Here is a 12,978-nt window from a genome sequence, read left to right on the forward strand (position 1 = left end):
GCCCATATGCGCATTATTTGAAAAGCCCAGCCACCGTATCGCGGTCAGACGAAGATTCCCATTAGAATCTGAAGGGACTGCCCCTCCGGGAACATCATCATGGTTTGGTTGCTGGCCACTTTTGCCTACCTGCTCGGCTCCGTATCGTTTGCCGTCCTGCTCAGCCGCGCCTTTGGCCTTAACGATCCCAGAACCAGTGGATCAGGCAATCCCGGTGCAACCAACATGTTTCGTCTTGGTGGCAAGCGCCTTGCCATCCTGACATTACTAGGCGACCTGAGCAAAAGCCTCGTCTCTATTCTCCTGGCACGTACCCTGGGCCTGTCAGAGGTCGAGCAGGCCTGGATCGGTCTGGCAGCAGTACTGGGCCATGTCTATCCGCTCTACTTTCAGTTTCGCGGCGGCAAAGGCGTCGCCACAGCGGCCGGTATGCTGCTAGGCCTGTATCCCTGGGCTGCATTGCTGGCGGCTGGCATCTGGGGAATCGTCTTCGCAATGACCCGTATCAGCTCCCTGGCTGCACTGGCCGCCACGTTGCTGTGCCTGCCGCTTATCGCCTGGCAACAACATGCCGCGTTATTGCCTCTGCTCGCGCTGACCATCCTTATCGTGCTTCGCCACCGTGCCAATCTCAAAGCCTTGCTGGCAGGACGAGAACGTCACTTCTAGAGAGCGTGACAGCTTTTGTCCCAAAAGATTTGCCAGACCACGCCCTTGACGTTACTCAGACCGCCGGCAACTGCTCCATTGGCCAACGCGCCTGCACCTGAATGGCGGGACCATCCTGCTGACCGGCCAGCAGACGCTGGCAACCGGCATACGCAATCATGGCGCCGTTGTCCGTACAGAAACGTGGGCGGGCATAAAAGACATGCCCACGTAGCTCCTTGAGCATGGTCTCCAACGAAGTTCTCAGCGCAGTATTGGCGCTGACACCGCCAGCAATTACCAGAGACTTGAGGCCTGTTTGCTTAAGGGCACGCTTGCACTTGATCGTCAGCGTCTCGACGACCGCACGCTGAAAGGCCAAGGCGATATCGCAACGCGTCTGCTCACTGTTATCCCCTGCCGCCTCGCATTGCTGCCAAGTGTTGAGAGCAAAAGTCTTTAAACCGCTGAAGCTGAAATCCAGACCAGGCCGGTCTGTCATCGGACGCGGAAAGACAAAGCGATCAGGATTGCCATTGAGCGCAAGTCGAGCAATCTCCGGCCCGCCTGGATAACCGAGCCCCAGGAGCTTGGCAGTCTTGTCAAAGGCTTCCCCCGCAGCATCGTCTACCGACTCGCCCAGAAGCTGATAACGGCCGATACCGTCCACCCGTACAAGCTGCGTATGGCCACCAGACACCAACAAGGCGACGAACGGAAATTCCGGCGGCTGCTCCTCCAGCATGGGCGCCAACAAATGGCCTTCCATGTGATGAACCCCCAACGCCGGAACACCCCATGCCAGACTCAGCGCCTGGGCAAAGGAGGCGCCTACCAGCAGCGCACCGACCAGGCCCGGACCGGCCGTATAGGCAATGGCATCGACATCGGCCGGCTTGCTGCCTGCCTCAGCCAATACCTGATTAATAAGAGGAAGCATTCGTTTTACATGGTCACGGGAGGCCAATTCAGGCACTACCCCACCATAAACACGATGCAAATCGATTTGACTGAATAGCGCATCGGACAAAAGTCCACGTTCGCTGTCAAAGAGTGCGACACCTGTTTCGTCGCAGGACGTTTCGAGTCCCAGAACACGCATGGGCAGATGGCCTTCGGCCTGACGATGAATGAAGGAAGGCATGATAATCCCACCCATTTGCTCAGACCAGTGCTTTCGTCCGGAAGCTTTGCATTTACCCCGGCGAAGCGTTACTATCCGCAACCCTTAAAAACCGACGCTTTACATGGCCAAGGCCTCAAGCGTTGAATCAACCCCCGGTAAAACATTGAAGGTACGACCTGGATGCCCGCCGTCAAAGTCAAAGAAAACGAACCCTTCGACGTAGCCCTGCGTCGTTTCAAGCGCTCTTGCGAAAAAGCCGGTGTTCTGGCTGAAGTTCGCAGCCGCGAGTTCTACGAGAAGCCTACTTCCGAGCGTAAGCGCAAGGCAGCTGCTGCTGTTAAGCGTCATGCCAAGAAAGTGCAGCGCGAACAGCGCCGCCGCGAGCGTCTGTACTGATCAGACGCCTGCAAGGCTAACGGCTCCGCCCGACCACTGGTCGGGCTGAACGTATGTGATCTGCTAATCCGCACCACCTGTCAAGCATGTCCCATGCCTGGCGCATTCCTTTTGAACATCCTTTCGCAACGTGCGTTAGTATGCTCAAGTTTCGATAGTCGAATTTATAATTCAACCAAGCGACCTGCGCATGGAAGCAACCGTTTTTCATCGCGTATGCTAATGGCCCTCCCTGAGCCGAATGCACCATGGCCGGATTGATCCCCCAGAGCTTTATCGACGACCTGCTCAACCGCACCGACATTGTCGAAGTGGTAGGGTCACGCATCAAGCTAAAAAAAACCGGCAAGAATTTTAGTGCGCTCTGTCCTTTTCATAACGAAAAGAGCCCTTCGTTCAGCGTAAGTCCAGACAAGCAGTTCTATTACTGCTTCGGCTGCGGCGCAGGCGGAAATGCCCTCGGCTTTGTCATGGACCATGACAATCTGGAGTTTCCCGAAGCTGTTGAAGAGCTGGCCAGAAAAGCCGGTCTTGACGTTCCCCGGGAAGAAAGCACCAGTGGCGGCCCACGCAAGCCGCGGCAGATGGTGGACTCTCCGCTGTATGCGCTGCTGGCCGATGCAGCCACGTTCTATCGTCAGTTGCTCAAGAGTCACCCCCAGCGTAAAGCCGCAGTGGATTACCTGAAGAAACGCGGCCTGACCGGCGAGATCGCGCGTGATTATGGCCTGGGATTCGCACCGCCTGGCTGGGACAATCTGCTCAAGCATCTGGCAGGTGACGAGCTTCAGCAAAAAGCCATGATCGAGGCCGGCCTGCTGATCGAAAATACTGAAAACGGCAAACGCTACGATCGCTTCCGTGATCGGGTCATTTTTCCGATCAAGGACAGCCGTGGACGCGTTATCGCGTTTGGCGGTCGGGTACTGGGCGATGAGAAACCCAAGTACCTGAACTCTCCGGAAACGCCTGTTTTCCATAAGGGTCAAGAGCTGTACGGGCTGTTCGAGGCTCGCCGAGCCAACCGCGATCTTGACGAGATCATTGTCGTGGAAGGCTATATGGACGTGATTGCCCTGGCGCAGCAAGGCATACGAAATGCTGTTGCCACCCTGGGTACGTCTACTAGCGAGGAGCACATCAAGCGCTTGTTTCGTCTGGTGCCTCAAATTCTGTTCTGCTTTGATGGCGACAAGGCCGGTCGTAGCGCAGCATGGCGCGCGCTGGAATCAGCGCTCCCCACCCTACAGGACGGTCGCAAGATCCGCTTTCTCTTTCTTCCCGAAGGCGAAGATCCAGATTCTCTCGTCAGATCAGAGGGCCCGGACGCGTTTCAGGCACGTTTCGTCCAGCAGGCGCTGCCACTGGCCGAGTATTTCTTCCAGCAACTGGCAGCCGAGGCTGACCCGTCTACTCTGGAGGGAAAGGCGCACCTGGCGACATTGGCCATACCGCTGATTGAAAAGGTTCCGGGAAATAACCTGAAAGCGCTCATGCGCCTGCGCCTGACCGAGCTGACCGGGCTCAACAACGAGTCGCTCAATCAGTTTGCCAGCGCACCAGCCGCGACACCACGGCCTACGGACGAGCCTTACTACGAGCAGGATGCCTACTACGACAGCGGCTATGACTCACCTGCGCCTGCTGCGCCCTACCCGAGCACTCGCACAGGCAAGCCCTCGTATGGCGGGAAAAACGGGTTCCGCGGCAAGAAGTCGTTCGGCTTCAAAGGTGACCCTGCCATGCGTGCCCCACGCGAGCCGGTAAAGGTTGAACCGCCTACGCTTGCCGCATTACGCAGCCTGGTACACCGCCCTTCGCTGGCCTTGCAGGTTCAGGATGCAAAGAACATTGCCGAAGAAAATGACCAGTACGCACAGCTTCTTGTTGCCCTGGTTGATGCCTTGCAGAAGAAGCCCGAACAGAGCACGTTGCAGCTGCTGGCACGCTGGCACGGCACTGAACAAGGCAAACTATTACGTGTTTTAGCCGAAAAAGAGTGGTTGATTTCAGGTGATAACCTTGAACAACAGTTTTTCGACACCATTACTAGGCTTGCAGCAAGCCAGCGTGAACGCAGCCTTGAACAGCTGCTCCGCAAGGCGCGCCAAAGCGAACTCAGCATTGAAGAGAAGGACCGTCTGCGCGAGCTTCTTAGCCGCCCAGCTGTGCCATCAACCTGATTCTGGCAAGAAAGCCGCCTGATCGGCTATAATACTCAGCTTATTTTTGCCCGCCTATGCCTTCGTGGAAGGGTGTTTATGTCCGGAAAAGCGCAACAGCAATCTCGTCTTAAAGAGTTGATCGCCCGCGGTCGCGAGCAGGGTTACCTGACGTACTCGGAAGTCAACGATCACCTGCCGGAGGATATCTCCGATCCAGAACAGGTGGAAGACATCATCCGCATGATCAACGACATGGGGATCAACGTATTCGAAACAGCTCCGGATGCGGATACCCTACTGCTCGCAGAAGCGGATACCGATGAAGCCGCCGCTGAAGAAGCCGCCGCCGCACTGGCAGCAGTTGAAAGCGATGTTGGTCGTACCACCGACCCCGTGCGCATGTACATGCGTGAGATGGGTACCGTTGAACTCTTGACCCGTGAAGGCGAAATCGAAATCGCCAAGCGTATCGAGGAAGGTATCCGTGAAGTCATGAGCGCTATCGCTCACTTCCCGGGCTCGGTTGAATACATTCTCAGCGAATATGATCGGGTTACGTCCGAAGGCGGTCGCCTGTCTGACGTTCTCAGCGGCTACATCGATCCCGATGACGGCACGCTGCCTGAGAGCGAAAGCGATGACATTCCTGTGCCCAAGGCCAAGGATGCCGCTGCAGCCCAGAGCGACGACGAAGAAGAAAGCGAGAGCGATGATTCCGAGGAAGAGACCGAAAGCGGTCCGGACCCGGAAGAAGCTCGTCAGCGCTTCGCAGCCGTAGCCGAACAACTGGAGAAAACCCAAAAGGCGCTCCAGAAGCATGGCCGTAGCAGCGATCAGGCCATTGAAGAGCTGGTGGCCCTGGCCACGCTGTTCATGCCGATCAAGCTGGTACCCAAGCAGTACGAGATACTGGTAGGCCGCGTTCGCGAGTCGCTGGATCGTGTTCGTGCCCAGGAACGCGCCATCATGCAGCTGTGTGTACGTGATGCACGTATGCCCCGTGCTGATTTCCTGCGTTCGTTCCCGAGCAACGAAACCAACCTTGAGTGGGTAGACAAGGTTCTCAAGAACAAGCCCAAGTATGCCGAAGCGATTGAGCGCCTGCGTCCTGATATCCAGCGCAACCAGGAAAAGCTGATTGCCCTGCAAAAGGAGCTTGATCTGACAGTTGCCGAGATCAAGGAGATCAACCGCAACATGTCCATCGGCGAAGCCAAGGCTCGTCGGGCGAAAAAAGAGATGGTTGAGGCCAACCTGCGTCTCGTGATTTCGATCGCCAAGAAGTACACAAACCGTGGTTTGCAGTTCCTTGATCTGATCCAGGAAGGCAATATCGGCCTGATGAAGGCGGTAGACAAGTTCGAATACCGCCGCGGCTACAAGTTCTCCACCTATGCGACCTGGTGGATTCGTCAGGCGATTACCCGCTCCATTGCGGACCAGGCACGGACCATCCGTATTCCGGTTCACATGATCGAGACGATCAACAAGCTCAATCGTATTTCCCGCCAGATGTTGCAGGAAATGGGTCGCGAGCCGACGCCGGAAGAGCTGGGTGAGCGTATGGATATGCCTGAGGACAAGATCCGCAAGGTATTGAAGATCGCTAAAGAGCCAATCTCCATGGAAACACCGATTGGTGATGATGAAGATTCGCACCTGGGTGATTTCATCGAAGACTCCACCATGCAGTCTCCGATCGAGGTAGCGACCAGCGAAAGCCTGAAGGAAGCGACTCGCGATGTACTGGCAGGACTGACGGCTCGTGAAGCCAAGGTACTGCGCATGCGTTTCGGCATCGATATGAATACTGACCATACACTTGAAGAGGTCGGTAAGCAGTTCGATGTGACACGCGAGCGTATTCGCCAGATCGAAGCCAAGGCCTTGCGTAAGCTGCGTCATCCGTCTCGTAGCGAGCATCTTCGCTCGTTCCTCGACGAGTAAATGAAAAACCGGAGCAAACGCTCCGGTTTTTTATGCGCTTTATTTTGCCATTTGCTTCTATATGGGTATAATGCGCCCCTCTCGTAGGGCCTGTAGCTCAGTCGGTTAGAGCAGAGGACTCATAATCCTTTGGTCGAGAGTTCGAGTCTCTCCGGGCCCACCAGAAATTCGAAAGTATCACAGGGGCGTCGCCAAGCGGTAAGGCAGCAGGTTTTGATCCTGCCATGCGTTGGTTCGAATCCAGCCGCCCCTGCCATATCTCAGCGCCAAGCGCGTAATAAAAAAGGCTTACCTCGGTAAGCCTTTTTTATTTCTGCTCTCCTTACGCCTTCAGACCTGACGATCCGGAGGCCGAGCCCTGCGCGGAATGCATACCTGTCTCTACCAGGGTCAACCTCGGCTTAGCCGATTCAGTCGCCGTCGACTCGCCGAGAGGAAGCGTCACGCTGAACGTAGCCCCCTGTCCTTCGATGCTGCAGACACCTATCGTGCCACGGTGCGCCTTGACGATCTGATCGGCGATATAAAGCCCCAAGCCCAGCCCTGCAACGCCTTCGCTTCCACTAGCGCGCTCAAACTGGCGGAAAATACGCTCCTGATTCTCAGGCGAGATACCGATACCAAAGTCGCGTACGCTAAGTACAGCGCAGCCGTCCTTGACATCCAGTTTCACATGAACGGGCTTGCCTGCACCGTAGCGCATGGCATTGGTAAGCAGATTGGCAACAACCTGCTCGATTCGGAATTCGTCCCACTCCCCTTCGATGTATTCGGGAAGCTCTACCGTGACGTCACAGCCAGTCGCGTTGAGTTGCGGCATGAAATTTTCGACGATACTGGAAACCAGTTTCACCAGATCGAAACGGGAAGGTCGGATAGACAACTTGCCCGTCCGGATACGGGATACGTCGAGCATGTCATCGATCAGACGTACCAACTTCTGTACCTGACGCTCGTCCCTCTCGACCATCTCCATCAGCTTTTCAGGCGTAAAAGCTGCCATATTATTCTTGCCCAGGTAGATCTTGCGCAGCTGGGCTTCAAGAATCAGGGTATTGAGCGGGGTCTTCAGCTCATGGGAAACGATAGACATGAAGTCGTCGCGCATCCGCACCGCATGCTGCAACTCAACTTGCGTCTGGCGCAGCTCGGCCAGCAGCACCTCCTGCTCCTGACGGCTACGCTCAAGCGCCTCAAGCTGACGCCGCATGCCCTTGCGGTGCCGGTACAGGTCCACGAATACGCTGACCTTACTCTTGACCGCATGGATGTCGAGCGGCTTGTAAAGAAAGTCTACAGCTCCGCTCTCATAGCCTTTGAAGGCATAGTTGCGGTCATGACCGGCAGCACTGACAAAGACGATTGGAATATGTTTGGTCTTCTCGGTACTTCGCATCATTTCGGCAAGCTCGAAGCCGTTCATGACCGGCATCTGCACGTCCAGAATGGCAAGCGCAAATTCGTGCACGAGCAATAGCTCAAGCGCAGCCTCGGCAGAACCTGCCTTGAATACAGAGAGGTCCTCGTGTTTCAACAACGCCTCAAGTGCCAAAAGATTCTCTGGAAGATCGTCAACGATGAGAATCTTTGCTGTATTCACTTCTTTAAGCATTGTTCTGTTCCAGCTCGACGAGCAATGTATTAATGTCTCTGACAGGCAAAATGAAATCAGGAGTAAACAACTTGAGAGCCGCTTCCGGCATCGTAGGCACGAAGGCTTCAGCCGGATCCTGAACAACGGTCAACCCACCGGCACGGTGGATCGCTCTCAAGCCTGCCGCGCCGTCCTCATTGGCTCCGGTCAGTAGAACACCACAAAGGTGCTCGCCAAATACGTCTGCAGCACTTTCGAACAATACGTCGATTGAAGGCCGCGAAAAGTGCACACGCTCTTCCCGGCTCAGGGAGAGCGTTTTGTCCTGTTCGATCAGCAGATGGTACCCAGGCGGCGCAAAGTACAGCGTGCCAGGGTGCAGCGGTTCCTTTTCATCTGCTTCCTTGACGTCTATCTCCAGACGCAGCCGGAAAATTTCCGCTAGTTTACTGTCCTTGTCCTCGGGCATGTGTACTACCACGACGATAGGCAGGCGAAAAGTTTCGACCAAGCCGACCAATAGTACACTAAGTGCTTGTAGCCCACCCGCGGAAGCGCCTACAACAATTGCTTCAATTTGCCGCTGCGGCAGCGAAAAGAGGGTATCCGGCCCTTGTTTCATGACGATTATAACCGCCTGAAAAGTCGTTCTTTTTTGACGACCGGTTCGAAATGACCCGCATAGGCAGAGAAATCGAGCGACTCCTTGCTGCCGAGCCCGAGAAAGCCCCGGTGGCACAGCGACTCATGAAACAAACCGAACGCGCGATTCTGTAAGCCTTTGTTGAAATAGATCAGAACATTTCGGCAGGAGATGAAGTGCGTCTCAGAAAACACCATGTCCGTAGCCAGGCTATGGTCGGCAAAGGTGACATTGGCCATCAGTGACTTATCAAACAGCGCCCCATCATAGGCGGCTGTGTAATAGTCGGAAAAGGAGCTCTTGCCGCCGGCCTGCTGATAGCTTTGTGTGTATTTACGCACCCGCTCCAGCGGAAAGACGCCCTGCCGGGCACGATCCAGCGATTGTGGGTTGATATCGGTAGCGTAAATCAACGTACGGTCCAGCAGCCCCTCTTCCTTGAAGAGGATGGCCATGGAATAGACTTCTTCCCCCGTACTGCAACCGGCAATCCAGATCTTGAGCGATGGATAGGTCTTGAGCACAGGGACTACGTGCTCTCGAATGGCCAGATAATAGGTGGGGTCACGAAACATCTCGCTGACCGGAATCGTCAGAAACTGGAGCAGCTCGCTGAACAGCTGCGGATCATGCAGCACGCGAGCCTGCAGCTCTGAAATGGTTTCGCATTCAAACTTCGACAGCGCATGGAGCACTCGGCGCTTGAGCGAAGCGCCGGAATAGTCCCGAAAGTCGTAGCTGTATTTGAAATAGATACCCTCGATGAGCAAGCGCAGCTCAATATCCAGGGTACGGTCGGGACACATGGTTACAGCTTCTCCAGTGACGGCATCCATACCCTGATTAATGAGAACAGCCGGTTCAGATCGACAGGCTTGGCCAGATAGTCATTGGCACCGGCACGCAGACAACGCTCCTGGTCGTCCTTCATGGCCTTGGCAGTAATGGCAATAATGGGTAATTTTTGCAGGTAAGGAATCTTGCGAATTTCCTGCATGGCCTGATAGCCGTCCATCATTGGCATCATGATGTCCATGAGTACAAGGTCGATACCCTCGATTGTTTGTACCTTCTCCACCGCCTCAAGACCATTGCGGGCGATTTCGACGATTGCTCCCTTCTGCTCGAGCGCACTGGTCAGGGCGAAGATATTGCGTACGTCGTCATCTACCAACAGGAGCTTGCGACCTTCGAATGCCTTGTCGCGGCTGCGGGCAGTCTTGAGCATTTTCTGACGCTCAGGTGGCATGTCGGCTTCGATCTTGTGCAGGAAGAGTGTGACTTCATCCAGCAGACGCTCGGGCGAACGGGCTCCCTTGATGATGATCGAACGCGAGTACTTCATCAGGTTCGCTTCTTCGTCACGGGTCAGACTGCGCCCGGTATAGACAATGACCGGCGGGAAAGAGCAGATTTCCTCATTGGCCATGCGCTCAAGCAGCTCGTTGCCTTCCATATCGGGCAGCTTGAGGTCGATTACCATGCAGTCATAGATATTGTTGCGCAGCAGCTCAAGCGCTTCTTGGCCAAGCTCTACCGCGGTAATTTCCACATCCGAATCACCGATGAGCTTGGTGATGCTGTCGCGCTGCAGCGCATCGTCTTCGACCAGGAGAATGCGCTTCATCTTCTGCGAAAACTTGGCTTCGAGTCGACTGAAGACAGTCTTGAGTTCATCACGGGTGGTGGGCTTCATGGCATAGCCAACGGCCCCCATGTGCATAGCTGCCTCGACCCGATCCTCAACCGATACCACATGCACCGGAATATGCCGTGTATGGGGATTCTCCTTGAGCCGCTCAAGCACGGTAAGGCCTGAATGGTCAGGTAGGCGCATGTCCAGCAGGATGGCATCCGGCGTGAACTCGGTTGCGACATCAAAACCTTCATCAGCCCCGTGCGCCACTAGGCAGCTGTACTTCAGCTCATGGGCCAGATCGTAAAGAATACGCGCGAATTGTGGCTCGTCCTCAATCACCAGTACCTTGCGATCCGGGAAAGGGAAGCTTTCACGGTCGTCCGGGAACGGTCTCGGGCGGGCCGGGCTTATTTCGTCAGCCGTTACTACTGGCACCGATGACGGCGCGGCAGCAACGGATGCAGCAACCGCGACTGGAGCTGGCGCCTCGTTGGTAGGACGTGGCGCAGGAGCGGCCTGAACACGGGAAGCAGGTGCGTCGGCAATGAGTGGCTGCTCATATTGCAGGGGTAGGCGCAAGGTGAAGGTACTGCCCTGCTGCGGAACGCTCTGCACTTCAATGGAGCCCCCCAGCAGCTTGGCCAGGTCGCGGGAAATAGAAAGTCCCAGACCGGTACCGCCGTAACGACGGGTCGTTGCGCCATCGGCCTGACGGAAGGCTTCAAAGATGACCTCCTGCTGATCTGGCGCAATACCAATGCCCGAGTCGGTGACCGCGAACGCGACCTGGTTCTGGTCGAGCGTCACCTTGAGCGTAACGCCGCCTCGTTCGGTAAACTTGAATGCATTGGAAAGCAGGTTTTTGAGAATCTGCTCGATACGCTGCCGATCCGAGTACACAAAGCCAGGCAGATCGTCGGCAAGATCCACCGTGAAAGACAGCTCACGGCTATCGGCCACGGGATTGAACGCGTTTTTCAGGGTGTCGACGACACGCTTGACGGACACTTGCTCAGGCCTGATTTCCAGCATGCCGGCCTCGACCTTGGAAATGTCGAGGATATCGTTGATCAGGTTGAGCAGGTCATTGCCAGCAGAATAGATGGACTCTGCAAAACGGACCTGCTCGGCAGTAAGGTTCGCATCCGTGTTATCGGCCAGCAGCTTGGCCAGGATAAGCGAGCTGTTGAGCGGTGTCCGTAGTTCATGGGACATGTTGGCCAGGAATTCGGACTTGTACTGGCTAGCCCGCTCAAGCTCGCGAGCCCGATCTTCCAGTTCAGTCTGCGCTGCGTTGAGCAGGTTGTTGCGCTCGTCGAGCATGTCGCGCTGCTGTTGCAGCTCATGGGTCTGCTCGGAGAGCTGCTCGTTGGTCTGCTCAAGCTCGGCCTGCTGCTGCTCGAGGTGCGCCTGAGACTCCTTGAGCGCACGGGACTGCTCTTCGAGTTCTTCGTTGGCGGTGCGGAGTTCTTCCTGCTGTACCTGCAGTTCTTCGTTGAGCTGCTGGGTCTCGGCCAACAGCTTTTGCAGACGCTGGCGATACTTGCCGGCCTCGATGGAAGAACCAATCGCTGAGGAGACAAGCTTGAGCAACTCGGTATCCCGCGCTTCCAGACTGCGGGTAAAGCCGAGCTCCACCACGCCATTGACCATGCCATCGCTTTCAATCGGTACGATGAGGGCCGCTGCGGCAGTGGTCTCGCCGACGGCCGAGCTGACCTTCAGATAATCACGTGGCAGATCCTTCAGCTCAATGATGCGCGACTCCAGAGCCGCCTGTCCCACCAGGCTTTCACCCAAGGCCAGCGTGCGTCTCGTGGAGAGGTTCTCTTCGCTCAACGCATATTCGGCTACGCGCTCCAGCTTGCGGTTATCGTCCTGGACGATATAGATCGCCCCTGCAGAAGCACCCAGGTAGCGGGCCAGGAACTGCAGGATACTTTGCCCCAGCAGTGGCAACGTCTGCTGGCCAATCACCTGTTCGGAGAGCTGCATCTGTCCGGCACGGTACCAAGCTTGCCGTTGCATTTGCTCGGCATGATCGAGCTGCTGATCCAGCGCGGTGGTGTAGGTATTAGACAAGCGCGTCAGTTCACGGCGCCCCAGGAAGGCCAGCAGGCCGCTCAGCAAGAGGCTGACACACAGAAATGACGCAACAATGATGATGGTGGCCTGACTGGCCGTTGAACTACGCTCGGCTCGTTGCTGCTGCTCCAATGCAATGAAATCATTGAAGTCGCGACGGATAGCATCAATCAAGTCTTTGCCTTCGCCGTCGCGTACGTGCTTCATGAAGTCGCCGTTCTGCTGATTCAACGCGATCATTCGAGACGCATATTCACGCCAGGAACGATGCAAGCTTTCAATGCGCTCAAGCCGACGTAGCTGGACCTCGTTATCTGAAACCAGACTTTTCAGCTCATCCAACTGAGGCTGAAACGTAGCCTGTGCACGCTGGTAGGGCTCAAGAAAGGATTGATCATCACTTAGCAGATAACCCCGCATACCTGTTTCCAGATCTACCGCGAGCCTGAATACATTGTTACTGCTACTGATAACCCGATCGGTATGCTCGATCCACTGGTTTACGGAAAGAAGGTAATAAACGACAGCAACAAAGAACGCCGAAGTAAGAAAACCGATCCCTAATGGCAGAGTCAGGTTACGGCTCAGGATTCGACGAAAGCTTTGCTGATCGACAGGCGACTCACGATTCATGCGTTACTCAATATCAGTCATGAATGAAAAAGCGGCCACCTGCTGCAAGGCAGCCGCAGTACGGCAAGCATGCACGAAAAAACGAAAAGCGAAGCGGCCCGC

The 12,978-nt window shown here is 55.7% G+C and carries 9 protein-coding genes and 2 tRNA genes; 6 read left to right on the forward strand and 5 right to left on the reverse strand.

What is annotated here, in order from left to right:
* Positions 1-99 precede the first annotated feature (99 nt).
* Positions 100-669, forward strand: coding sequence for a glycerol-3-phosphate 1-O-acyltransferase PlsY (plsY, locus tag AC4LF3_RS17960; protein ID WP_239383545.1), 570 nt, complete (start codon positions 100-102; stop codon positions 667-669).
* 55 nt (positions 670-724) lie between these two features.
* Here plsY and tsaD read toward each other — a convergent pair whose 3' ends face one another.
* Complete coding sequence (tsaD, locus tag AC4LF3_RS17965) at positions 725-1,750, reverse strand: tRNA (adenosine(37)-N6)-threonylcarbamoyltransferase complex transferase subunit TsaD (RefSeq protein WP_026004189.1); 1,026 nt, start codon at positions 1,748-1,750, stop codon at positions 725-727.
* A 204-nt stretch (positions 1,751-1,954) separates the two neighbouring features.
* On the opposite strand from tsaD, the gene rpsU reads away from it, so the two are divergent.
* The 5 genes from rpsU (at position 1,955) to AC4LF3_RS17990 (ending at position 6,538) form a co-directional block, all read left to right on the forward strand.
* Positions 1,955-2,170 (forward strand): 30S ribosomal protein S21, encoded by a 216-nt coding sequence (gene rpsU, locus AC4LF3_RS17970; protein ID WP_010795989.1) that lies wholly within the window; start codon positions 1,955-1,957, stop codon positions 2,168-2,170.
* Between the two features lie 248 nt (positions 2,171-2,418).
* Entirely contained in the window at positions 2,419-4,353 is a 1,935-nt protein-coding gene (gene dnaG / locus AC4LF3_RS17975) for a DNA primase (RefSeq protein ID WP_491836092.1), read from the forward strand.
* A 78-nt stretch (positions 4,354-4,431) separates the two neighbouring features.
* On the forward strand, positions 4,432-6,282 hold the full coding sequence (gene rpoD, locus AC4LF3_RS17980) for an RNA polymerase sigma factor RpoD (protein ID WP_010795991.1): 1,851 nt from the start codon (positions 4,432-4,434) through the stop codon (positions 6,280-6,282).
* A gap of 86 nt (positions 6,283-6,368) precedes the next feature.
* Positions 6,369-6,445 (forward strand) — tRNA-Ile (locus AC4LF3_RS17985).
* Positions 6,446-6,463: 18 nt separating this feature from the next.
* A tRNA-Gln gene (locus tag AC4LF3_RS17990) sits at positions 6,464-6,538 on the forward strand.
* A gap of 66 nt (positions 6,539-6,604) precedes the next feature.
* Here AC4LF3_RS17990 and AC4LF3_RS17995 read toward each other — a convergent pair.
* From AC4LF3_RS17995 to AC4LF3_RS18010, 4 genes are read right to left on the reverse strand one after another with little or no spacing between them, the layout of a single operon-like run.
* On the reverse strand, positions 6,605-7,894 hold the full coding sequence (locus AC4LF3_RS17995) for a hybrid sensor histidine kinase/response regulator (RefSeq protein WP_219651603.1): 1,290 nt from the start codon (positions 7,892-7,894) through the stop codon (positions 6,605-6,607).
* The gene (locus tag AC4LF3_RS18000) at positions 7,887-8,498 is read right to left on the reverse strand and encodes a chemotaxis protein CheB (protein ID WP_010795993.1); all 612 of its coding nucleotides are present in this window, start codon (positions 8,496-8,498) and stop codon (positions 7,887-7,889) included. Before AC4LF3_RS18000 ends, AC4LF3_RS17995 begins: the two co-directional genes overlap by 8 nt.
* Positions 8,499-8,503: 5 nt before the next feature.
* Positions 8,504-9,325, reverse strand: a complete 822-nt coding sequence (locus tag AC4LF3_RS18005; protein WP_074826865.1) for a CheR family methyltransferase — start codon at positions 9,323-9,325, stop codon at positions 8,504-8,506.
* A 2-nt stretch (positions 9,326-9,327) separates the two neighbouring features.
* The gene (locus tag AC4LF3_RS18010) at positions 9,328-12,876 is read right to left on the reverse strand and encodes a response regulator (RefSeq protein WP_491836093.1); all 3,549 of its coding nucleotides are present in this window, start codon (positions 12,874-12,876) and stop codon (positions 9,328-9,330) included.
* Between the last annotated feature and the right edge of the window lie 102 nt (positions 12,877-12,978).

It is taken from the genome of Pseudomonas sp. C2.3V (genome assembly GCF_058536325.1).

Coding starts and splice junctions, on each gene's coding strand:
- AC4LF3_RS18010 (WP_491836093.1), bottom strand. CDS start 12,876: ATGAATCGTGAGTCGCCTGTCGATCAGCAAAGCTTTCGTCGAATCCTG.
- AC4LF3_RS17995 (WP_219651603.1), bottom strand. CDS start 7,894: ATGCTTAAAGAAGTGAATACAGCAAAGATTCTCATCGTTGACGATCTT.
- rpsU (WP_010795989.1), top strand. CDS start 1,955: ATGCCCGCCGTCAAAGTCAAAGAAAACGAACCCTTCGACGTAGCCCTG.
- rpoD (WP_010795991.1), top strand. CDS start 4,432: ATGTCCGGAAAAGCGCAACAGCAATCTCGTCTTAAAGAGTTGATCGCC.
- dnaG (WP_491836092.1), top strand. CDS start 2,419: ATGGCCGGATTGATCCCCCAGAGCTTTATCGACGACCTGCTCAACCGC.
- AC4LF3_RS18005 (WP_074826865.1), bottom strand. CDS start 9,325: ATGTGTCCCGACCGTACCCTGGATATTGAGCTGCGCTTGCTCATCGAG.
- AC4LF3_RS18000 (WP_010795993.1), bottom strand. CDS start 8,498: ATGAAACAAGGGCCGGATACCCTCTTTTCGCTGCCGCAGCGGCAAATT.
- plsY (WP_239383545.1), top strand. CDS start 100: ATGGTTTGGTTGCTGGCCACTTTTGCCTACCTGCTCGGCTCCGTATCG.
- tsaD (WP_026004189.1), bottom strand. CDS start 1,750: ATGCGTGTTCTGGGACTCGAAACGTCCTGCGACGAAACAGGTGTCGCA.